Source organism: Deltaproteobacteria bacterium (assembly GCA_019309045.1).
Taxonomy (GTDB): domain Bacteria; phylum Desulfobacterota; class Syntrophobacteria; order BM002; family BM002; genus JAFDGZ01.
In genome coordinates this window covers 109,908-132,083 of record JAFDGZ010000002.1, presented here as the reverse complement: position 1 = coordinate 132,083, position 22,176 = coordinate 109,908, and the positions used below count along the sequence as shown (strand labels likewise).

General features: G+C 52.7%; 15 protein-coding genes and 1 pseudogene. 11 read left to right on the top strand and 5 right to left on the bottom strand.

All coding sequences use genetic code 11. The features are described from left to right. The first annotated feature begins 28 nt into the window (after window positions 1-28). Together JRI89_01220 and JRI89_01215 are read left to right on the top strand one after the other, a co-directional pair. Window positions 29-1,441, top strand: a complete 1,413-nt coding sequence (locus tag JRI89_01220; GenBank protein ID MBW2069853.1) for a YihY/virulence factor BrkB family protein — start codon at window positions 29-31, stop codon at window positions 1,439-1,441. A gap of 200 nt (window positions 1,442-1,641) precedes the next feature. Further along, window positions 1,642-3,543 carry a VCBS repeat-containing protein gene (locus JRI89_01215; GenBank protein ID MBW2069852.1) on the top strand — a complete coding sequence of 634 codons (1,902 nt, stop codon included), beginning with the start codon at window positions 1,642-1,644 and terminating at the stop codon, window positions 3,541-3,543. A gap of 182 nt (window positions 3,544-3,725) precedes the next feature. Here the strand turns inward: JRI89_01215 and JRI89_01210 are convergent, their stop codons facing one another. Next, window positions 3,726-4,901 carry a hypothetical protein gene (locus JRI89_01210; GenBank protein MBW2069851.1) on the bottom strand — a complete coding sequence of 392 codons (1,176 nt, stop codon included), beginning with the start codon at window positions 4,899-4,901 and terminating at the stop codon, window positions 3,726-3,728. A gap of 1,011 nt (window positions 4,902-5,912) precedes the next feature. On the opposite strand from JRI89_01210, the gene JRI89_01205 reads away from it, so the two are divergent. Together JRI89_01205 and JRI89_01200 are read left to right on the top strand one after the other, a co-directional pair. Next, window positions 5,913-6,434 (top strand): GNAT family N-acetyltransferase, encoded by a 522-nt coding sequence (locus JRI89_01205; GenBank protein ID MBW2069850.1) that lies wholly within the window; start codon window positions 5,913-5,915, stop codon window positions 6,432-6,434. Between the two features lie 774 nt (window positions 6,435-7,208). Then, window positions 7,209-8,129 carry a glycine cleavage system protein H gene (locus JRI89_01200; protein MBW2069849.1) on the top strand — a complete coding sequence of 307 codons (921 nt, stop codon included), beginning with the start codon at window positions 7,209-7,211 and terminating at the stop codon, window positions 8,127-8,129. Between the two features lie 112 nt (window positions 8,130-8,241). Here the strand turns inward: JRI89_01200 and JRI89_01195 are convergent, their stop codons facing one another. From JRI89_01195 to JRI89_01180, 4 genes are all read right to left on the bottom strand, one after another. Further along, window positions 8,242-8,778 carry a peptidase M54 gene (locus JRI89_01195; protein ID MBW2069848.1) on the bottom strand — a complete coding sequence of 179 codons (537 nt, stop codon included), beginning with the start codon at window positions 8,776-8,778 and terminating at the stop codon, window positions 8,242-8,244. Between the two features lie 91 nt (window positions 8,779-8,869). Then, entirely contained in the window at window positions 8,870-10,222 is a 1,353-nt protein-coding gene (locus tag JRI89_01190) for a sigma-54-dependent Fis family transcriptional regulator (GenBank protein ID MBW2069847.1), read from the bottom strand. A gap of 164 nt (window positions 10,223-10,386) precedes the next feature. Further along, window positions 10,387-11,982, bottom strand: a complete 1,596-nt coding sequence (locus JRI89_01185; protein ID MBW2069846.1) for a PAS domain-containing protein — start codon at window positions 11,980-11,982, stop codon at window positions 10,387-10,389. Between the two features lie 183 nt (window positions 11,983-12,165). Beyond that, a complete protein-coding gene (locus tag JRI89_01180) occupies window positions 12,166-14,457 on the bottom strand; it encodes a fused MFS/spermidine synthase (GenBank protein MBW2069845.1) in 2,292 nt (763 codons plus the stop codon). Window positions 14,458-15,139: 682 nt separating this feature from the next. Between JRI89_01180 and JRI89_01175 the strand changes: the two genes are divergently transcribed. The 7 genes and pseudogenes from JRI89_01175 to JRI89_01145 all read left to right on the top strand — a co-directional run bounded on the left by JRI89_01175 (window position 15,140) and on the right by JRI89_01145 (window position 21,643). Then, window positions 15,140-15,664 carry a transcriptional repressor gene (locus tag JRI89_01175; GenBank protein ID MBW2069844.1) on the top strand — a complete coding sequence of 175 codons (525 nt, stop codon included), beginning with the start codon at window positions 15,140-15,142 and terminating at the stop codon, window positions 15,662-15,664. A gap of 1 nt (window position 15,665) precedes the next feature. Further along, a complete protein-coding gene (locus JRI89_01170; GenBank protein ID MBW2069843.1) occupies window positions 15,666-16,373 on the top strand; it encodes a transcriptional repressor in 708 nt (235 codons plus the stop codon). Window positions 16,374-16,471: 98 nt separating this feature from the next. After that, window positions 16,472-18,876: pseudogene (gene feoB / locus JRI89_01165) on the top strand (ferrous iron transport protein B). A 76-nt stretch (window positions 18,877-18,952) separates the two neighbouring features. Continuing rightward, a complete protein-coding gene (ubiE, locus tag JRI89_01160) occupies window positions 18,953-19,654 on the top strand; it encodes a bifunctional demethylmenaquinone methyltransferase/2-methoxy-6-polyprenyl-1,4-benzoquinol methylase UbiE (GenBank protein ID MBW2069842.1) in 702 nt (233 codons plus the stop codon). 282 nt (window positions 19,655-19,936) lie between these two features. Beyond that, entirely contained in the window at window positions 19,937-20,533 is a 597-nt protein-coding gene (locus tag JRI89_01155) for a class I SAM-dependent methyltransferase (GenBank protein MBW2069841.1), read from the top strand. Window position 20,534: 1 nt separating this feature from the next. Beyond that, window positions 20,535-20,738 (top strand): hypothetical protein, encoded by a 204-nt coding sequence (locus tag JRI89_01150; protein MBW2069840.1) that lies wholly within the window; start codon window positions 20,535-20,537, stop codon window positions 20,736-20,738. A 161-nt stretch (window positions 20,739-20,899) separates the two neighbouring features. Next, the gene (locus tag JRI89_01145; protein MBW2069839.1) at window positions 20,900-21,643 is read left to right on the top strand and encodes a DUF72 domain-containing protein; all 744 of its coding nucleotides are present in this window, start codon (window positions 20,900-20,902) and stop codon (window positions 21,641-21,643) included. The last annotated feature ends 533 nt before the right edge of the window (window positions 21,644-22,176 follow it).

Sequence of the window (22,176 nt, the reverse complement as noted above, 5' to 3'; positions counted from 1 at the left end):
TTTTCTAAACCACACTCTTCGAGAATGAATGGTGCTTGCCGAGCAGTTGTCAAAAAGAGCTCAGCGGCTCCTCTGGAGCGCAGACCTGGACACTCTTCCCTGGTGGCACTCAAGGCTGCTCAAGATATGCCGCCTGGGCTACGTGGTGGCCCGGGATATCCTCGAAGGCCAGATTACCCTGAGAGCCATGAGTCTGGTGTACACCACGCTGCTGGCCCTGGTGCCCCTGCTAGCTGTAAGCTTTGCCATCCTGAAAGGCTTTGGCGTGCACAACCAGATCGAACCTCTGCTCCTCAACTTTCTGAAGCCACTGGGAGAAAAAGGCGTCGAGATCAGCAACCGGATAATCGGCTTCGTGGACAATATCAAGGCTGGTGTGCTCGGCTCTCTTGGGCTGGCACTGCTTATTTACACCGTTATTTCTCTGATTCAGAAAATTGAACGCGCTTTCAACCACACCTGGCGGGTAAAAAAGACGCGCTCAATGCTGCAACGCTTCAGCGACTATTTGAGTGTTATTGCCATTGGCCCTCTGCTGGTGTTCGCCGCCATTGGCCTCACCGCTTCTTTCATGTCTACAACCATTGTTCGCAAACTGATGACCATTGAACCTCTGGGTACTTTGCTGGTCACCTCGACTGAACTGCTTCCTTATTTATTTATCATTGCTGCCTTTACCTTCGTCTATTTATTTGTACCGAACACCAAAGTGCGTTTGCGCTCTGCCATTGTCGGCGCTGTAACAGCTGGCGTGTTGTGGCAGGGTACAGGCTGGTTGTTTGCTTCGTTTGTTGTCAAGTCTACAAAATACACTGCAATCTACTCGGGCTTCGCCATTCTCATTATGTTTATGATCTGGCTCTATTTGAGCTGGCTGATCCTTCTGGTAGGTGCAGCGGTTGCCTTCTATCACCAGCACCCGGAGTCCTTGTCACCCTACCATGGGGAGATCAAACTGAGTCCTCGTTTGCAACAGAAGCTCTCTTTATTGATAATGCTGTTGATTGCCCGAAACTACTATGAGCGCAAGTCTCCATGGACCGCTGACCAACTCGCCAGCCACCTCTCTTTGACAACTGCAGCCGTGGAATCTATCCTCGAATCCCTGCAAGAACACGGCCTCTTGACTCAGACGGGGAGCGAACCCTGCTGTTACCTCCCTGCCCAGCCTCTGGAGACCGTGGGGCTCAAAGATGTGCTCGACGCTGCTGCTGCAGGAGGAGAGAACTCATACTCTCACTTGCAAACTCTGGTTGCTGAAGAGGCCGTTGAGCGCATTGTCGACCGCATAGATCGTGCCGTTGAGGAGGCTCTCAAAGATTACAGCATCAAAAAACTACTCTTTGCCAATGACCCCATGGGGTCAGCGGTTGCAGCAGCGACTGGGCCACAGCCCCCTGTGTGCGCCCGGCACCAGCACGAAGATGTCGAGACGAACTGATATTCACTGCGGTGCACATGGGCAAAGGCGCACCACTACAGGCGCCATGCTGGTAGATGTTCGGGAGTTCCTCACAGCAGCGCAGCGCTTGACGAGCAAAATAGCCGTTTGCTAATGTTGTATATATGGCCAGTGAAAACTCTTCGCCGAGCCACAAGTAGCATCATTGACACTGTCATACCTGAGAAAGAAGGAAGACCATGCGCAACAGACTCTCTAGCAGCAAGCTCGTCTCTGTGTTCCAGCGACTCCCAGGCAGTCCGAAGCTTCACCACAAGTTGACCATCCTCCTCTCTGCTGCCCTCTTGCTCCTGCTCTTCGGTCCGCAGGCGCCATCTGGGGCAGCTGAACGGCTTCGAGTCGCTATTCTTCCGGTGCAAATTCATGCGCCAGAAGATATGAGCTACCTGCAAGCCGGCCTCATGGATATGCTCACCTCTCGCATTGCGGCCAACCGCAATGTGGAGATCGTGGATGCCAATACACTGCTGAAGGCCTTTAAACGCTTCAGAAAAAATCTGAACGAAACAACAGCTAGGGAGCTGCTGGCCAAGGTGGATGCGGCTTACCTCGTCTCTGGCAGCCTCACCTTCTTTGGCCAGGGCGGCAGCATTGACTTTAAGGTCTATGGCAGAGATCCGGGTACACCACCTTATACTCTCTCTGCCATCGTTGAAGACAGGGACAGTCTTCTTTCCAGGTTCAGTCAGGTGGCTGATAATATTAGCGCCAAGGGTTTCGCCGCTATTTCATCTCAGGCCGCAGTTAGCCCGAAAGTTTTGACTCCGGCACCGCCGCCACCTCCAGCCATAGCTTCTTCACCAGCGTCTCCGCCAGCACAAGCTCAACAGCAAAGAGCAAAGGCCGAACCTGGCCAGCTTCAAGCCCCACCGCAGCCGCAGCATATGGCTCCGGCTGAGAAACTGGCCTCTATCAAGCAGCAGCTGATCCAGGAAAAACCGGTAAGCAGCAAAATTAGTCCCCAGGCATCAGCAATAGCTCCACTGGCACCCCAGGCAACTCCATGGCAGAGTCAAGTGCTGGGCTATGCCCCAGTAAGTATGGCCGGCGGCGACTTGCTTGGCGACGGCTCTTATAAGCTGGCAGCCATTAGCCGGCATGCTGTTTATATCTATGCCTATTCACAGGGAAGGCTCGTGCCAATGGCTGAACTACCTGTGGCCAAGTTCAGGCGGCTTGTCTGGGTGTCTGTGGCAGATCTGAATCACAATGGTCGGGAAGAGATCTACCTCACCGGCCAAAAGAAGCTGAGCAGCATTAAAATGATAGCTTCATCCTATGTCCTCGAGTGGGATGGTGAAAAATTTGCGACTATTGTAGACGAGGTGAATTATTACCTTCGGGCAGTTCGTATTGCCGGTGAGGCCACAGAGCTCTGGGGTCAGAAGAGCAGCGACCGCGGCGCCCTCTTGCCGGAAATCTATAGCCTGGCCTGGCAGAAGGGCAGCCTCCAGGCAGTTGGCGAGCTGTCATTCCCAGAAGGCGCCAATATCTTCAACAGCATCAGGGGAGGCATCACCGGTCAGCAGTCCATAGAAACCCTTGTGATCAACTCCAAGAGGTACTTGCTGCTCTACGATGCCTACCGCCAACTCATCTGGCGCAGCACAGAATCCTACGCCACCACTGAAAATTACCTGGAAGTGGAAATACCCGCAAGGGAAGTGCCGCAGCCAAGTGACGATATAGCAGGTGAATCCGGCCGTTTCGCTCAATTCACAGTTGAAGAAGAAGGCTACCACTTCATATACCTTACATCCTCAGCTCTCCTCACTGACCTGGACGGCGACGGCCGACTCGAGGTGATCGTTGTTCACAACATACCGGGCTTTGCCCAGCTCACCGGCAGCCGCCAGTACCGCAAGAGTGAAATTCTCTCTCTGACGTGGAGCGGCAGCGGCATGCTGGAAAACTGGAAAACCGGCGATATCGAGGGAGATATAAGCAGCTTCCAGGTCGGCGATCTAAATGGCGACGGCATACAGGAGTTGATCCTCTGCGCCAAGCAGTCAGCAGGCATCAAGAGCATCCTGGGCGAAGAAAAGAGCATTATTCTCTGCTACAACCTCACAGCACGCTGAGAACAGACTGCCAATCATGAGCCGGGGCCGGGGCAGCGGCTTGCTTGCTGCAGTTTTGAGCTGTCCACGAGTTTATGCAATAGATGGTTCAGGAAAATGTGCCATGGTGCAGCTGCTGAAAAAAGACCGGGGCGGCTGGAAAACCGCCCCGATATCACCGAGTAAAGATTCAATCAAACCTTTTAGAAGCCATAATAAAGCGATAGGGTGAAGCGATTACCCATGTCGTCATAATGGTGGCGATTCACCTTTTTCCGGGTGGCGGTCAGGTTCAGCCACTCGAAACCCACCTTTACGTCTTTTGCCAGGCTCCACCAGGTATTGGTATAAAATGTTATGTTGCGGGTAAATTTGCGGTCGAGATTGCCCGTATCCCTTTCATACTGGCTGTCGTCAGGATCATCTATGCCCACACCGGCGGTGATGCTCCACTGGGGCAGCAGCTTGTAAGTGGCGTCAATCCAGCCGCCCCAGGCTTCCCAGACGTTCCTGCTGTCAGCCTTGTCCTCGTACTTGTCGAGGTCATAGCGGAGGAAATCGCCGCCAATGCCCTTGCCGGTCCAGACCTCACCCTTGACCAGCAGCGGGCTGAAATTGAATTTGAACTCGCCGCCCACCAGCCAGCGATTGATGGTGTTGTGAGTATTGCTGTCCTTGTCGTGCTGATAGCCGCCATCAAGGGCCAGCATGTGTTTGCCGCCCCAGAGGTCGAAGCTGTAGGCCGCCCGACCCAGGGCCCAGGGCATCCTGGTTTTGCTCGATGTACTTTGCCGCCGGGCCAGCATGGCGCTTGCGAGAAGCTGCAGACCGCCAGCATCTCCTATGTCGACATTCTGGCGCACCGTCACCTGCGGCCGCCGCCACCATAAATTCCCCGATGCTGACAGGATGCCGAAGTCAATGGTTGAGGGGTTCAATGACTGTACCGGAGTCCAGTCCTGACCCACCCTGACGCTGGTGCCCGACGCCTTGTTGGCCAGGTCCGCATACCCGAGGCGCATCCGCGGAATGAGGTTGTCACCGGCATTGGTGCCGTAAAAATCAATTTCAACCACGCCCTTGCCGGCCCAATCTCCCACAGCGTGCATGGCTGCAAAGCCAAGGCGGGTGTCCCTGGGGTTGAAGTTGGCGGAGTCGTTGTCAAAGTCGGAGGTTTTCTTGCTGTCTGCTGGAACACCAAGGAAATCATTGTACTTGACAAATTGGGAAGTGTCGTATTGGGCATCAAATTTCACCCGGCCCCAGATCTTCATGTTGTACTTCGCCCAGACGCTCTCGCCCTGATCGGCTGCCAGAACCGGCACCGCCAAGCAGAGACAGAGCGCCACTGCCAATAACCTAATGACCCATACTCGCATGCCTTCCTCCTCTCTCCATTTACTGTGGTTCTTCATGAATTAGTTCAAATAAACCTCTGAGCAAAAGGCTGTCTCACCTCCCTTCTCTCTGCACAGCGCCTCTGGCCCCAGCGGCGGCACCCTGCGTTGGCAGTCATTTTGACGACTGACAATTTCTCGTTAACACCCATGAAGCACAGTTGTCCCCTGAATATCTCGATTAGCTATTCAGGCCACGGTCAAAGCATGATCAAAAAACAGATAAGCAGAAACGGCTTGCTTCCCTAAGTTGCCAGTGGTCCTGCTGTAATGATGTCTATTCCACTCTGTCTCATAAGCTGGACTCGAACAGCAAATCTTAGCACGTATGTTATTCACATCTGTGGAAACACAACCAGAAGTCTGAGCCGCCTTTTGGGCCCACAAATTTTGCAGCCTGCAATGATGCGTCTTCATGGGGCAGCCTACGGTGCTCTTGCCTGGACCTCTCTACTTTCTCCAAGCGATTCGGTAACAAATCTGCAAAAATAATGGTCCAGTGCGGCAATTGCCATAGGTTGAAGGAGAGACTGGTCCTTTCTGTCCATCAGGTGCAGTGCGGAGCTCGGCAGTTTCATAGACTGAAATTCGAGCTCGCGGGGCAGAAAGGAAGGAAGTTTTTTTGCATGAAGGTGCTGCCCGAAAAGATTTTTCGGCTGGTCCATGGCACTTTGTAAAATGTCAACAGCCGGTAAATTCATGGCAGTCACCTCCCTCAGTGGAGACTGGCATATCTAAATAATATCATCTTACTATCACAGAAAATCAAGAAAAAAATGTCCAACCTCTTATGTTTTTTTTCCAGCAGGCAGTAAATAGTTGGCCGTAGAAAGGGAAAGAAGCAGAGCCAGCCTTTGAAAAATAGGATATTTCCCAGTTTTAGTAAACGATTTCAGTGCGCCCCTTGATGTCGCAGGGCCTTTGTTGTATGGATTCGATGCCAACCTAGAATTGACCGGGGAAGCAGATTGTAACAAGGAGAATTCAAGAATTATGGTTGAAGACAATATTGCCGGAGCAGTGTCCAGGGTTCAACTCAAAGTGGCAATCGAAAAAGATGTAGAACCTGCCGTAGAACAGTTGAGCGGTCACATGAATGAGCAACAGCGAAGCGCCTTCCGCGACAAACTACAGCGCTATGTGCGCAAATCTGATCGGGATCTATTTCTCGCGGTTAGCGGTTATAGAATCCTTGGTTTTCTCACGGTCATTGCCCGTGGGCATATTGAAGATCCTATGTTTGCTCCACCTCCACAGTGGATGCAGGACTATGCCTGCTGCACCGGCTTACTGGTGCACCCTGAATTCCGCAGGCAGGGCATTGGCAGCACTCTCCATCGTCGTGGTGAACAGTGGGCCAGGGAAAAGGGGCGGGCTGGCTATTGGCTTCTCACTCACCGCAAGGCCGATTGGTACCGACGTCATTTCGGCTACCATGAAGTTTGCAGTCTGAAGGTGAAGGGTGTTAAGAAAAGGATTATGGCCAAAAGGTTTCCCCCCAGCGGGCAACATTAGTTACGTATCTGATTTTATTTGGTCGCACTTGGAAAGCGCTCCTACCCAGACCGGTATTCATGAAGCGATTCTCCCGTAGGAGAGGCTCTCTAGTCACGACCCAATTAACTGAAACCTTACCGCTCTCCACCACGGTTGAAAACCAGCCATCTATAACAATCATCTGAAATTGGCCTATGTCATCAGATCACGCTTGGAGAAGCGCTCTTAGAAGAACACGTTTTTATGGCACCGTATGTCTGGCTGCAGACACAATAGCGCCAATTATTGCTGAACGCTCACCACTTGGCTACACCCAGTGTAGCCATGGTAATCACCTCGTAATTCATTAATGTTACATTATAATTCCGATAATACACGCCTGGATGTCACCGTAGTGTAGCTTTTTTAATCAATCCCGGATCAACTTTCTCCAAGAGAATTGCAATAACCATCTATAATTACAGTATATTTATGACATGGCACTCTTGTTGCTCCATAGTTGAGCAAATACAACACGCCTTGCATACAGGAGTGTCAAATGAAGTGTCAAAAGAAACAGCAGGGCCTATCGGCAACCACCATTGCCGTTCCTCAATGCATTTGGGCAGAGGCAGGGGTCGTCAGCTGCCGCCTCTGTATAAGAGGTTTGCATTGCAGCTCCTGCCAGTTTGATCAGGACATGGTCGATTTCTATGTGGCAAGCTCGAAGATTTTCCCACGGCCACCGAACCCCAATCTAGGCTGAACAATGATATATGGCAAGTTCAGTGCTAATGGTCTAGGAGGTGTAGCATGACGGTGAAGAAGAAAAAGCAACCCAGGACCAAAAAGGTTCAGGGGTTCAATATTCTTGAAAATGAGTGCATCTGGATGAAGTCTGGAGTAATCAATTTCAAGATTTGCGACCAGGCCTATGACTGTATACATTGTCCCTTTGACAAGGCCATGACTCAGGCGCTCGGCAAAGGCAAAGGATTGGCGGTAAAGAAAGAGCAGCAAAGCTGGAGAGATAGAATGCGCCGCCGCCATGCAGATCAACGAGAGTGCCGCCACATGCTCTCTGGTCGCGTTGCCTACAAGATCTGTTCCCATGACTTTCGCTGCGACACCTGCGAATTCGATCAGAGCCTGGATGAAGTGGAGCTCAGCAGCCATCTGGCAGAACCTGCCATGCACCGGGTTCTCGGCTACAAGGTGGCGGACAACTATTACTACCACCGGGGTCATGCCTGGGCCAGAGTCGAATACGCCGGCAGGGTACGGTTGGGACTCGATGACTTTGCTCTGCGCTTGCTGGGGCCAGTAGATGAATACCGCCTGCCCAGCTTAGGTCAAAAGGTCTTTCAAACCGACAGTTGTCTGAGTCTTGCCAGGGAAAGCAATGAGGCTGAAGTGCTATCACCGGTCAGCGGCACGGTTGTGGCCGTTAATCACGAGGTTCTCCGCCGTCCCACACTTACCAACACACGGCCTTACAGCGATGGCTGGCTCATGGTAATAGAACCGGAAAGGCTCAAAGGAAACCTGAAGAATCTCTTTTTCGGTGAAGAAACAGACAACTGGTTGGAAAGCGATGTGAGCCGCTTACACGACATTGTCATGGCTGAGCATGGTCCCATCGCCGCCACCGGTGGTGAGCCCATCGACGATGTCTTCGGCAATGCCCCGGAAATCGGCTGGAAAAAATTGGTCAGTGAATTCCTGCTCACCTGAGCTCAAATAAGATCTTGCCGACAGCAGCAAGTCAAGGCAGCATTGCGGTGGCTTCCCGGTACCGCTGGGTCAAGCCGCCACTCCTGCTTCCACCTGGTGCCTGAAGTAGTCTCTAGGGTTTTTCCACAGTCCATACACCGTATCTGCGGTATGACTCGGCCAGAAAGGCTTTGCAGTATCTACAGAAAAACATGGGCAGCTCGTCCAGGTCTGGAGGAGTTGTGGAAAGCATCATGACGCAGTCACGATCTTTACAGTGAACCAGGTCAAAAGTGTGGGCCACTTCGTGAACCGCCACCTTGATTGCCCTATCATAGAATGTCTCCAGTGGTACCCGCCCGCCATCCCGGCGCTCTCTGAGGCGGTGCAGCGAAACCACTGCTGCCCTGCCCCCCATCTGAGCTTCTCCGAGCACGTGCGTCAGGATCGGAATAAATAGATCCACGTTCACCACTGCCAGTAATCTCTGTTGTTTGCGTCGGCTGCTGCCGAGCCTGTTCAGAATGAGGGCGGCATGGTACTGTCTGCGAAGTTCACTGAAGGCAAATTCAGGAGTTGCTCTTGCCGGCAGCAAGTCTACGGCCAGGTGGAAAATCGCTTGCAGGTTGGCAGCAATGATCCGCAATACCGCATCCCCCACAGCCCCCATGGGCACAACACCGATCACCCCACCCTTGCCAGCCATTATGCGCAATCAACCCTAGAGTCCAACTGTAGTCCATGAGTTCCGAGCCACTGCCTCAACCTTGGCGCTCCTGCCGAAGGCCGTACCTCTTGATCTTCTTGTGCAAGGTGACTCTGTTAATCTGCAGCGCTTCTGCTGCCCTGGTGATGTTCCAGCCGAAATCCTCCAGCACGGAGCGCAGGTGAGCAATTTCTGACTCCTTGAGCGAATAGGTTCGTTCTGTCGTGGGCTTGGCAGGAATCAGAAAAGAGAATTCTTCCGCTCCCAGTACTCTTTTCTTGCAGATAACCACCGCCCGTTCTATGGCATTCTCCAGTTCTCTCACATTGCCAGGCCAGTCATAACGTTTGAGGATGGCCATGGCTTCCCTGCTTATGGTGTCGATGTGCTTGTTGGTCTCATGACTGTAGCGTTCAAGAAAATGATGGGCCAGAAGAGGAATGTCGTCGCGGCGTTCTCGCAGAGGCGGAATATGAATGGAAATTACATTGAGACGATAGAAAAAATCCTGGCGGAAGTCTCCTTTGGCTATAGCTTCCTGCAGGTTTCTGTTGGTGGCTGCAATCACGCGGAAATCCACAGTGATTTCTTCAGTGCCCCCGAGCCGATGAAATGTCTTGTCTTCCAGAACTCGCAGTAGATCCACCTGCATCTTCAGAGGAACTGTGCCCACTTCGTCCAGAAAGAGAGTGCCCCCGTTGGCCAGTTCCAATCGCCCTTTCTTGGCCTTGACAGCACCTGTAAAGGCTCCGCGTTCATAGCCAAAGAGCTCACTCTCCAGCAGGTGTTCTGGAAAGCCTCCACAATTCAGGGCTATAAATGGAGCATGGCATCTCTGACTCTTGGCGTGGATGGCCTTGGCTACTACTTCTTTGCCGGTGCCAGTCTCACCGGTAATAAGGACCGCGGCCTCGCTGCCAGCCACATCCCGAATAGTTTCGAAGAGATTCTGCATGGCTTTGGAGCATCCCACCAGGTTCTCGAAGCGAACAGTCTCCGCCATCTGTTCGCGGAGAAAACGATTCTCTTCAATAATCTTTCTTTGCTGCATGAGCTTCTCTGTCAACAGGGTGAGCTGGTCGGGATTGAAAGGCTTCATCAGGTAGTCGCTGGCCCCTGTTTTCATGGCCTGCACGGCTGTGTCCACGGAACCATAGGCAGTGATCATCACCACCATGGTGTCCGGATACCTCTCCTTGACTACTTCCAGGACTTCCAGGCCGCTTATGGTCGGCATCATGATGTCGAGAAAGAGCAAATCGTAGACTCTCTCTTCGAGCATTTTGAACGCCACGCTGCCACTTTCTGCAGTGTCCACCCGGTAGCCGCTCTTCTGCAACCAACCCTTGAGAGATTCCCTGATTACGAGTTCGTCGTCTACGACCAGAATATGAATTTTTTCAGGCATTGGATCTCCTACTCCAGTTTGCCGCAAAAAAGGGTTGGACTGTAAGGGCCGTAAGCATTCCTGAGCGCCATTCTTCTATGGTCGCACAAAGAGAATTCACCAGCAAAGGCACAGCTGCAGGCCGCCGCATCCTGGCTCGAGACAGCCGTTCACTCGAGCACATCTCAGCCGGCAGCAGCTGCCGGAAACCTGAGGATGAAGGTAGAGCCTTTTCCAACAGTGCTGTCCACGTAGACGCTACCTTTATGCTCACGGACAATACCATAAACTACCGACAGGCCCAGGCCAACGCCCTTGTCTTCACTCTTGGTAGAATAGAACGGCTCGAAAATCGCCGAGATATTTTCTTGAGGAATGCCGCAGCCAGTATCACTTACTGCTATTCGCACCCTGCCAGTTTTTTTGTCGTAGGAGGTAGTAATTGTCAGCTTGCCGCCTTCAGGCATTGCCTCCATGCCATTGAACACCAGGTTCATGAGGCACTGCTGTATCTGGTTCTGATCACCCAGAATATCCGGCAGGCCGTCAGCCAGCTTCTCTTCGATGACAATATTCTGCAACTCCATACGATGCCGGCTGAGAAGGATGACGGAGCGGATGATCTCGTTGATATTGACCCGACACCGTTCCATTTTCTTGAGGCGTGAAAAGGACAGCAGGTTGGAGACAATCTGGCCGCAGCGGTCTGACTCATTGGCTATCAGTTCGAGATACCGCTGCATTTCCACCAGGGTCTCCCCCTGCGGTGGCCCCTCTTCCAGTGTTCGCAGCATTAAACGGGCCAGGGTGTGGATGCCGGAGATCGGATTGTTGATCTCGTGCACACTGCTCGCCACCAATTTTCCCAGGGCGATCATTTTGTCTTCGTGAACCAGGCGTGCAATGTCCTTTTTGATTTGCTCGGCTTTTATCTCCAGGCGCTTCTGAAAATCTGAGGTGATGTCTCGAAAAAATTCCACTACCATGGTCACCTCGCCCAGATGATTCCTGAGAGGATAGGCGGAGGTTTCCATCAGACGTGGATTGTGTTCTCGATCCATGTGCTCGTGTATAGCATGTGCCGAAAGTCCAGTCTGCAGCGTCTCCAACATGGGGCAGGAACGGTTCCTCTGGTGACATGGTTCCAGGGAGTGGTGTATCACCTCGTGGCAGGTCTTGCCGATCACCTCCTCCCTGGGCATCCCCACCATGGCCAGCATGGGCTCATTGGCATCGGCAATCTCATAGTTGGGCTTCAACCACAGCATTGGCTCCTTGATGCCAACGAACATGGTCTGCACCATGCTCTGGTAATAGTGCAGATCTCGTTTCTGCTCCTGGCACTCCGCAGCGAAAGTTACTATATCGCTCAGGAGCCTGGAAATGGCGTAATCAAGCACTCGCACTTGCGGCGGCTTCTGCTTGAGAACGTCTTCCAACAAGGCCTCGTTGCCTGTGAGTTCTATGACCAGGTCCAGATCGTCGAGAGAGAAAAAATCGTGGTAATCCGTGGTGGTGAAAATGCCTCTTTGCTGCGCAAGAAGCAATCCAGGTGCATCGGGATTGATGTCAGCCACGGCCACGACTTGCGCCTTTAGATGCTTGAAACGATCGGCAGCGAACATTTCCAGCAGCGATCTGCAACGAGTGCCACCGCCAATGATGGCAATGTTGATGCCTGAGTTTCTCTTGGACTGCAAGGCATAAGTGGCTGTCGAATTGCTCTGGTCTTCTGCGGAAACTTCTTGCTGCGATTTTTTGCTGCCATCTTTGTCTGTCATAAAAAACCCGTTTTTTAAAATATTGCAAAAGATTTACTGAACACTATAGCGAAAAGGGATTTGGACCGCAACTCGCCGTCATCATGACAAGAGTTTACAAAACAACTCTCACCATCGGCCCTCGTCCAGATCTTGAGACGCCTGGAACTCTCTTTTAACAACATACTCCTGCCGACAATTTGCTTATGGTCCCTCTGGCAGCCACTCTCTCCTCATGCTCAGCAGCATCACTGCTGCCACATTTACCAGGGCCAACATCAGGAGGCTCTGCAGAACTCCCAGGGCCACGATGAACACCAGGGCGATCAGCAGAGAGCCCACAAATGAGCCGACGAGATCGACACCATATACCATGCCAGCTACTTTTGCCATTCCTGGGCGCTGCGCGGCCAGAAGCCTGTTGGCCAAGGGAAAATGGGTTCCTCCAAGCATGCCAGCCGTCAGACTCATCACATAAAAGGCCAGTCTGGCCATCGCCGAAACCGTCACCGCTGTAGAGTGAGCCTCAAACAGATAGAATACGGCAGCCAGGGCCAGACACAGAAGAGCCAGCATTGCCTGGCAGCAGATGAGCACAGGAAACAATCTCCTTGGCCTTGTGGGATAGTGGCTCAACAGGGCACTTCCTGCAGCCAGGCCTATCATGTACAGGGTGACCAGCAAACCGATCTGCTGATACAGAGAACCGAAAAAAATCTGATAACTCAACACTATGATAAATTCCAGGCTCATTTCCGTATAGCCAAACACAGCCACTCCCAAAAGAATTGTGGTCCTGGGCGCTGAGGGCATCCCCTTCTTGCGCCTGCGAATGAGACCTAGGCAAACGACAGCAACAGCACCGCCCACCGCCACGAACCAGAGGCGCTTTGCACTCAGCGCCCTGTATATTCTGGGAATGGCCTCGGAAAACTGACTGCCCCAGATCAGCAAGTTTGCGAAGTATCCCCTTGGTTGCAAATCCGTGTTCACCCGTGAGTAACCCGTATCTTCGATCATCTCCAAGAAATTTGCCTGCCGCTCCAGCGAAAGATCCCACAAGAGGTAATAATCCTGCACATATTTGAGCTGCAGGTGTCGCTGGCGGATTCTCTGCACCAGCACCTCAGGATCTCTTGTCAAAAATTTGCCCATCTTGGCACAAAAAAACCGGGCGGTCTGGCCTGGGAAGAGAACAACCGCAGGAAATACCTTTTCGGCTGTGTTGAAGAGCAGTTTCACGTAAGCCGCCTGCAAAGGTCCCAGGGTATTTTCGGCTGCGCTCACCCTGAAAGCCAGCACTCCAGCATCTGCGAGTCTGCTCGCTGCCAGCCTAAAGAATTCCACTGTGTAGAAGCGGTTGAGCTGGGCAGTGAATGGTTCTGGAAGATTCACCATAATAACATCATAGGAATCTGGCGTATTGGCAAGAAAAGAACGAGCGTCCACATTATGCACCTCAACCCGGGGATCATCCAGGGCGGCAACCACCTCATGGTCCAGATAACGCTTGCCCAGGGCAACCAGGCGCGGGTCCAGCTCCACATAGTAGAGCCGCTCCACTGATTTCTGCCTGAGTACTTCCCGCAAGGTGCCGGAAATTCCACCCCCCAGAAGCAGGACTGTTCTTGGCGCTGGATGTTCCAGCAGAGCAAAGTGCACCGCCTGCTCGGCAGTAAGCAGATCTGGCACTGTAAAGTTCCACAGGCCATTTTCAAAAAAGGAGATCTGCCCTCCAGAGGAAACCACTGAAATTTGTCCATAGACAGTGTCCTCAGAGTCCAACAATTCGAATCCATGCCACTGCCAGCTCCGGCTCAACAAATCCACTTGCCGTCCCCACAACTGTACAGCCAGCAGCATGCCAGCCACCAACACAAAAAGGAGAGGACTGCTCCTCCCTTTCCCGTCTTCGGATCGTGCCACAGCATAGCCGCCGAGGCAGAGACAGATGGCCACGCCCGCAACGATTGAGATCACGTTGAACCTGTGAACCAGTACCACACTGAAGACGAGGCCGCCGATGCCGGCGCCCAACCCCTCCAGAAAGTAGACCAACCCTGGGGAGCGCGACCACTGCGGCAGGCGAATCGACAGCAACTGGCAGGCAAGGGTGAAAAGAAAACCTGCAAGCAGACAAAAGGGAGCCAGGCAGGAAAAAGCTATAAAGAGCATCTGGCCGAGTGTGACCAGCTCCCCGGGACCAATGTGCAGAAGCGGCCGCAGCGCCCGAATTACCAACACAGTGCCCACGAGCACCACACCACAACTCAACTGCAGCCAGCCGAAAAACCGTTGCTGCCGCCGCAGTCGATGAATCACCCTGGCCGCTGCACTACTGCCCAGGGCGGTCCACAACAACCAGGAACCCAGAACCAGCGCCAGGGACAACTCACTGCCCGAGAAGACTGTGAGCAGCTCTCGCAAGACAATGATTTGCCCTACGGTTGCCGCCAGGCCGATCAGAGCAATGCTGCCAACTGTTGCTGCCTTCATAACTTCACAAATACACTATTTTCGCCCGTCAATCCATGAGGAGTTCGCTCGAGCCATCAACACCTCGGGCCGCCGCGCTACTCAGCGCTGAGAAAATCCAGATAACTCTGGGTACTTCTTCACCCAGGCCAAACAACTTGCCATCGCTCACAATACTGCAGACCATGCTGTTGTCATAATGGCCTTCAGAGCCCTTTAGTTTAAGTGTCCCTGATGCCCTTCCTGGGCAGAGCTGACCGCGGCACCATCCTGAGGTACCTCTGTGCAGGGCATCAATACCCGAGACAATTACCTGAACCTTCTGCAAGAGAGGACATCGCCATAATGGACCCCCTGCACAGCAACAGACTGGAGATAGGATTTCCTTTTATTGAGAATATGTTAAACTAAGATCCACACTTGGCTACAACAAGTTGTTCATACTATTCAGGGGAACTTTCTGGCAAATTTTCTAAAAGTAGGAGTATCGGTAAATTTCAGTTTTTCCTTGACAACAGCATGGCCTTTCGGTTAATGAGAAATGCTTGCAATAATTTTTCGAAGTTGATCCCAGGAGGCTGTCAAGCCCACTGCTTGCCTCCGTGGTTCTGATAACAGTAGCTCGCGGTGGTTGCCTAAGATTGCACCAAGGCAGCCACGAGGTTTGTTTGCCAAAGGGCGCATTTTTTGTTGTGAGGTTCCAATGAAAAACGAAATTGAAATCTTCCGTGAATTCATCAGACAGAAGAAACTTCGGAATACCCCTGAACGTGAACAGGTCATAAGGACCATCTTTGCCACCCATGACCATTTCGACGTGGACGAACTCTATCATGAGCTGCAACGCCGAAATGAGAAAATCTCTAAAGCTACCATTTATCGCACTATCCCTCTGCTTCTCGAGTGCGGCCTCATCCAGGAGGCTTTTTTCCAGGACGGTCACATGCACTACGAACACATCTATGGACACGATCACCACTGTCACTTGCGCTGTTTGGGATGCGACAAAATTGTCGAGTTCATTGACAACTCAATGGCTGTTTTGGAAGAAAAGCTGGGAAGGCAGTATAATTTTTTGGTAACCGCTCACAAACTCGAAGTATATGGCTACTGCGCCAAGTGCAGAGCGCATCACTCTTCCCTCAACCTGGTTTCCAGGCGGGGCCAGACATACAATCCTGCGGAAAAGGAAACATCTGCCAGGGATCAGCAAGGAGTTACGAGGTAGTATGATTGAGAAGCTTCATCAGCGGGAAAAAGAGGAATTTACGGCAATCTGCCTGGAGCACGGCCTCAATGAGAGCGACAAACGTTTGAAGGTTCTCGAAGCATTCCTGCGTGCTCCTGACCATGTGACCGCCAGTGACCTGCGAGAACAATTGCGGCAAAGGGGTGAGAATTTCGATGAGCAGTTCATCACTGAAACGCTTGATCTGCTCTGTCGCTACGGCTATGCCTTCAAGAAGCATTTCGAAGGACAGCAGCTCCAATATGAGCATCGCCATATAGGATGGCACCACGATCACCTGATCTGCGCCAAGTGCGGTAGAATACTTGAATTTCACAACCCTGAAATGGAAGCACTGCAAAGGCAAATTGCCCTTCAATACAACTTTTCCTTGCTGCACCATAAGATGGAACTCTACGGGATTTGCGCCAGATGCCGCAAACAGAGACAACCTGTGGTGCCTCTGTCTTTTGTGCTGCCCGGCGAAAAGGTATACATCGAGCGCCTGGCTGGCGGCCGTCAGGTGCAACAGCGGTTGGCAGAAATGGGGCTTACACCCGGAACTATAGTGGAAGTCATCAAATCGAGTGCTCCCGGACCCATTATTCTTGCCTTCCGAGGCAGTCGCCTGGCCTTGGGACACGGCCTGGGCCACAAGATTCTCGTCTCTCCCCGCAACAATTTGCCGCAAGACAAACTGGAGACTTGAACCATTTACCTGACGCCAGCTCGCCAGCACAGGAGATTGTGGCGGAGGTGACGGATGTCAACACAATGATCAGCAGAGCAAAGACACAGGAAATTGACATGTTACCATTGAGCCGCTTCAAAGAAGGTGAACGTGGGGTAATCGTCAGACTGAATGGCAGTGGTCCTTTCAGGAAACGTTTGCAGGAAATGGGGTTTATTCGCGGCACAGAGGTGCTGGTTGAAAAATATGCCCCGCTCAGGGATCCCATCGAACTCATTGTCAAAGGATATCATGTGTCTCTGCGAGTTGATGAGGCTGAACACGTACTCATGGAAAAACACTCTGGGGAGTCCGAGTGAAACATCGTCTTATTACCGTTGCCCTTACTGGAAATCCAAACTCGGGCAAGACTACCATCTTCAACAATCTGACTGGCACTCGCCAGCACGTGGGCAACTGGCCCGGGGTGACGGTTGAAAAAAAGGAAGGCACCATACGCCATAAAGGCAGACAGCTGCGCATTGTGGACCTGCCAGGTACCTACAGCCTCACTGCCTACTCGGTGGAGGAAATTGTCGCCCGCAATTACCTGATAGATGCCAAGCCTGATGTGGTAGTTGATGTGGTGGATGCCTCCAATCTAGAGCGCAATCTCTATCTCGCCACTCAACTGATCGAGCTCGGCGTAAAACTGATACTGGTTCTTAATATGGCCGACGTGGCCAAGGCCCGCGGCTTTCACATCGACTCTGACAGACTGGGCACCCTGCTCGGTGTGCCTGTTGTCTTCACCGTGGGCAAAAGAAACCAGGGCACAACAGAGCTTCTCGACAAGATGGTGGAGGTGGCCGAAGATCTGGACACTGTAAGCCGCCACATTCACATCTCTTATGGTCAGGAACTGGAAAAAGAAATAAAGAACATCCAGGATGTAATCTGGCAGGATCCTTCCATAGGATCACGCTTCTCTACTCGTTGGTTGGCGGTGAAGCTGCTGGAAAACGACAGCGCCGTCCGGGAGGAGATAAAAACTCTTGGAGGCATAGGCAGTCAGATTCTCGCCCAGGCTGAAGCAAGCCGCAAGAGGTTGCTGGATTTCTACCATGACGACCCGGAAATGGTGCTGACCGACCAGCGCTACGGCTTCATAGGCGGTGCCCTCAAGGAGGTCCTGAAGGTCTCGGCCGTTAGCAGGTTCGATCTCTCCAGGCAGGTGGATCTCTTGCTCACCAATAGAGTCCTTGGCTTCCCCATATTTATCCTTCTCATCTGGGCCATGTTCCAGTTGACCTTTACTCTGGGCAGCTATCCTATGGAGTGGATTGAGGCGGCCATCGGTTGGCTCGGCGACTTTCTTGCCGCCCAGCTGCCAGCCGGCCTGCTTCGTGATCTGCTGGTAAATGGAGCCCTTGCTGGTGTGGGAAGTGTAATTATCTTTTTGCCCAACATCCTGCTGCTCTTTTTCTGCATCGCCCTTTTCGAAGACACCGGCTACCTGGCCAGAGCCGCCTTTATCATGGACAGAGTAATGCATCTCATAGGGCTCCACGGCAAGTCTTTCATCCCGCTGCTCATGGGCTTCGGCTGCAATGCTCCGGCAATCATGGCCACCAGAACCCTGGAAAGTGAGAGAGATCGAATCCTGACGATCCTTATCAACCCCCTTATGAGCTGTTCTGCCCGCCTGCCGGTTTATGTCCTGCTCGCAGGAACCTTCTTTGGCCTGCATGCAGGCAATGTCATCTTCAGCATCTATCTACTTGGCATCGTGCTGGCAATTATAATGGGCAAACTGTTCAGGGTAACTCTCTTTCGCGGAGAGGTGGCTCCTTTTGTCATGGAGCTGCCACCCTACCGGGTGCCCACCTTGAAAAGCCTGCTCATTCACATGTGGGACCGAGGCGTCATCTTTCTGCGCAAGATGGGTGGGGTAATACTGGTTGGCTCCGTACTCATCTGGTTCCTTGCTGCTTTCCCGAGAGGCGAGGCCACCTCTAACGCAGCTTCCCACGACTTTGCAGCCAGAAAATCCTCAGCAGCGGCAGTCACCCAGCAGCTTCCTGGTGGCATGGACAGTGCCCCGCAAGTCCTCTCAGAAGTGGAGCGTGAGAGAGCCAGGTTGGCAAATAGCTACCTTGGCAGACTGGGGCATGCTGTGGAGCCGATATTCGCTCCTCTCGGCTTCGACTGGCGCACGAGCGTGGCAGTTCTTACCGGCTTTGTGGCCAAAGAAATAGTTGTCAGCACCCTGGGAGTGCTCTATGCAGTAGGAGCTGACGCCGACCAGAAAAGTGAAGCCCTGCAGCGTTCTCTGCGTGCATCTGGCATGACTCCTTTAAAGGCGTATGCCCTTATGGCATTTGTGCTCATTTACGTGCCATGTCTGGCAACCGTAGCAGTAATACGCAGAGAAACCAATTCCTGGAAATGGACCGCTTTCAGCATAGGCTATTCTGTACTGCTCGCCTGGCTGGTGGCCTTGGCCATCTACCAGGGAGGGCGGCTTTTTGGTCTGCACTAGATCCCTGTGCACACGAGGCGATCTTCCTGTAGTGCGCTTCGGAACAAGACTGTTGAACAACGACGGTTCAGCTACTATGAAAGACTCCCAAGTGAAAAGAATGTTCGAGACGATAGCCTTCTCCTATGACTTCCAGAACAGTTTCCTCTCGCTGCGGCGCGACATCTACTGGCGGCGCGTCCTGGCAGAGTGCTTGCGAGTAGTTGACAGTGGTCTCATTCTTGATGTGGCCACTGGCACCGCAGAAGTTGCCATCGAGGTTTGCAAACGCCACAAGAATATTCGGGTCATTGGTGTCGATTTTTCGCCGCGCATGCTGGCCATCGGCAGAAAAAAAGTCCAAGCGCGCGGCATGGCTGCCCGCATTCATCTCAGCCTGGCAGATGCCCGCTGTCTGCCGCTGAAAAGCGGCAGCGTCGATGCAGTTACCATTGCCTTCGGCATTCGCAACATCCAGGAAAAAGGGCTGGTGCTCCAGGAATTCTGGCGGGTGCTGCGGCAGGGCGGCCAACTGTTGATCATGGAGTTCGATCTCCCTGACGATCCGTTCCTGGGAGGTATCTATCGCTTCTACTTCGACTATCTCATGCCTGTTGTGGGCAACTGGCTGTCTCGGACCAATTATGCCTACAGCTACCTGGCCGACTCTGTGCACAACTTTCCCACAGAAGAGCAGTTTATGAAAAATATAGCTGAGGCAGGTTTCACTCCTTCGGGTGTACGGAAACTCACTTATGGCATTGCCAAGATTTTCATGGCAAACAAAAAAGCATCATAGCAGGCACTTTCAGATACTATCCCTTGAGCAGTGGCCGGAAATTGGCTTAGAGGTGTGAAAAGTAAAGCAATATCTAACCTTACTCCTCTTTTGCTGCCTCAGTTGCCCAACAGGGCTAAGACAAGGTATCATACAATTGGAACTGAGGAAATCTAGACGAGCAGAGCAAACAACATGGTTGTCTCCACGATTGCAGCATGACGTGCTGCTTCAGGGGAAGTGCGATTCCGTGGGCGTGACATCGCAGCAACTGACTAGACAATAATACCTTGCGAGACGCTGATGAAAGTAAACTGGCCTGAGAGGCTCTGGGTCAACAGTCCCGTGCGTCTGCTAGTTCAGATGCGGGAGATTCGTTTCTTCAAAAGGCAGAGGGGTCTCCCTGCAGGGGCGGCGGTGTTGGAGATCGGCTGCGGCCGCGGTGCTGGCGCCAGATTGATTCTTGCCGCCTTCCAGCCGCGTCGACTGGACGCCCTCGACCTGGACCCCGCCATGATCAGTCTTGCCAGGCGCACCTGCGGAGATGGACGGAGTGCGGCGGTTTTTTTCTTTGTGGCGGACGCCCAGCACCTGCCCTACGCTTCTGGCTCTCTGGATGCGGTCTTCAATTTCGGCATCATCCATCACCTGGAAGACTGGCAGCAGGGCATAAGGGAGATTTCCAGGGTCCTCAAGCCAGGAGGGGCTTTTTATTTCGAAGAAATCTACCCTGCTCTCTACGCCAACCTGGTGCTGCGTCATCTCCTGGAGCATCCCACGGAGAATCGCTTCCACGGCCCACAGTACCGGGCCGCCCTAGCCCACTGCGGCCTCAACTTGCTGCCAGGATACCGGGAGAGCCGTTTTGGAATCCTGGGCATTGCCCAGAAGGAGAGCTGATATGCGTGCTGATCGTCTGAAAGACCTGATGCCAAAACGTCCTCGCTACCACCAGATGCTGCCGCTAGATCTCGAGGATCAGGTGGCCTCGTTGTACGAGAAACTCGAACAAGTGCCGTTCATCCGCAAGCGGGGTCTTGAATACCTGTTGGAACGCTTTTGTTATGCACCGGAGCCAGCGCGAGAACTAAAAATCTGGCACTGACTCGCCCGCGAGTAGGAAAGCCGTACTCAAGGGATGACTAATCAACGGCAAAAGAACATGATCTTCAAAGAACTCCTCACCAAGACTATTGATTACGAGCCGCTGGGAGTACGCAAGCTCCGCGAGTAACAGCTTGGACATTTTCTGAACGGGTGCGCTCCATGGCCGAGATTCGCATCGGCACCTCTGGCTGGTTTTACCGCCACTGGACAGGCCGCTTCTATCCCCCAGACCTCAAACCGTCGGCCTGGCTGTCATACTATGCCAGCCAATTTGATGTGGTTGAAAACAACAGTTCTTTCTATCATCTCCCCAAAGAGAGTACTGTGGCCGGCTGGTACCGGAAGGTGCCCGCCACATTCCGCTATGCAGTCAAGATGTCCAGATTCGTAAGCCACGTGCGCAAGCTGCGTGACGTTGCCGAGCCCTGCGCCACCTTTCTGCAAAGAACAGCTGGCCTTGCTGACAAACTGGCAGTTGTCCTGGTGCAACTTCCCCCTTCTTTTCATTGCGACGTGGAACTGCTCTCGAGCTTTCTCGAGCAGCTGCCAGAATCACCTCGTTTTGCCTTTGAATTCCGGCACGACTCCTGGTACTGTCAGGAAGCCCTCACCCTGCTCAGCCGTAGCAACTGCGCCCTCTGCCTGGGTCATTCGAGCAGATTCCCTGCTCAGCAGACGCAAACCGCCAACTTTGCTTACATTCGCTTCCACGGCCCGGGACGGCTTTATGCATCAAACTACCCTGACCAGGAGCTTTCTGCCTGGGCAAGAATCATCGAGGAGCTGGCCGCAGCAGGGCGAGATGTCTATGCTTTTTTTAACAATGATTTCAACGCCTATGCAGTGGAAAATGCCCGCACCCTGCGCACCATGATTTTCGGCACCGCTGATACAGACCGATAATTTTTCCACCTGGGGGGATTTTTTCTTGACAATGTGAAAATTTTACCATAAGTTGATCGCCAAACAAAAAGGGGATCTTTCCAAGACAGATTTTTGCTGCGCTTGTTGCTGAATTCTCAAAGCTGAAACCGTCTTGCTGCTCATATACATACGACTGGCTGACATTGCTGCTATTCGTCCACGTGCTGCCCTGCTGAACTGCGTCTCATCATCTGCTGCGAAATTCTACTTCTACTAATCTGCGAAAGATTCCCCTTTTTTTCTTTTCTCCCACCACCAAAGGGGTCAAGTCTGCGTTTGACGTTTCTTCCTCTTTCAACCCAATAATGGCAGCTGGTCAGAGCGTCAAGGATCGAATATCGAGGTGGTTGGCACAATGTGATGAACCGTGCTCGGCGTGGTGAGTACCTGGCTGAGAACTGTGGGGAATATGGATTAACGACAAAATGAAAGTTGCGGTGTCGCGGCAGGATGCCGCTCCTACAGGATTCGCACCGGTGAGCGAAACAGATTGGCTGGCAGCAAAATAACGC

Excerpts from the sequence above, each read along its gene's own strand:
- JRI89_01205 (MBW2069850.1), top strand. The coding sequence starts at position 5,913 with ATGGTTGAAGACAATATTGCCGGAGCAGTGTCCAGGGTTCAACTCAAA.
- JRI89_01145 (MBW2069839.1), top strand. The coding sequence starts at position 20,900 with ATGGCCGAGATTCGCATCGGCACCTCTGGCTGGTTTTACCGCCACTGG.
- JRI89_01210 (MBW2069851.1), bottom strand. The coding sequence starts at position 4,901 with ATGCGAGTATGGGTCATTAGGTTATTGGCAGTGGCGCTCTGTCTCTGC.
- JRI89_01150 (MBW2069840.1), top strand. The coding sequence starts at position 20,535 with ATGCGTGCTGATCGTCTGAAAGACCTGATGCCAAAACGTCCTCGCTAC.
- JRI89_01220 (MBW2069853.1), top strand. The coding sequence starts at position 29 with ATGGTGCTTGCCGAGCAGTTGTCAAAAAGAGCTCAGCGGCTCCTCTGG.
- JRI89_01170 (MBW2069843.1), top strand. The coding sequence starts at position 15,666 with ATGATTGAGAAGCTTCATCAGCGGGAAAAAGAGGAATTTACGGCAATC.
- JRI89_01180 (MBW2069845.1), bottom strand. The coding sequence starts at position 14,457 with ATGAAGGCAGCAACAGTTGGCAGCATTGCTCTGATCGGCCTGGCGGCA.
- ubiE (MBW2069842.1), top strand. The coding sequence starts at position 18,953 with ATGAAAGACTCCCAAGTGAAAAGAATGTTCGAGACGATAGCCTTCTCC.
- JRI89_01195 (MBW2069848.1), bottom strand. The coding sequence starts at position 8,778 with ATGGGGGCTGTGGGGGATGCGGTATTGCGGATCATTGCTGCCAACCTG.
- JRI89_01215 (MBW2069852.1), top strand. The coding sequence starts at position 1,642 with ATGCGCAACAGACTCTCTAGCAGCAAGCTCGTCTCTGTGTTCCAGCGA.
- JRI89_01185 (MBW2069846.1), bottom strand. The coding sequence starts at position 11,982 with ATGACAGACAAAGATGGCAGCAAAAAATCGCAGCAAGAAGTTTCCGCA.
- JRI89_01200 (MBW2069849.1), top strand. The coding sequence starts at position 7,209 with ATGACGGTGAAGAAGAAAAAGCAACCCAGGACCAAAAAGGTTCAGGGG.
- JRI89_01155 (MBW2069841.1), top strand. The coding sequence starts at position 19,937 with ATGAAAGTAAACTGGCCTGAGAGGCTCTGGGTCAACAGTCCCGTGCGT.
- JRI89_01190 (MBW2069847.1), bottom strand. The coding sequence starts at position 10,222 with ATGCCTGAAAAAATTCATATTCTGGTCGTAGACGACGAACTCGTAATC.
- JRI89_01175 (MBW2069844.1), top strand. The coding sequence starts at position 15,140 with ATGAAAAACGAAATTGAAATCTTCCGTGAATTCATCAGACAGAAGAAA.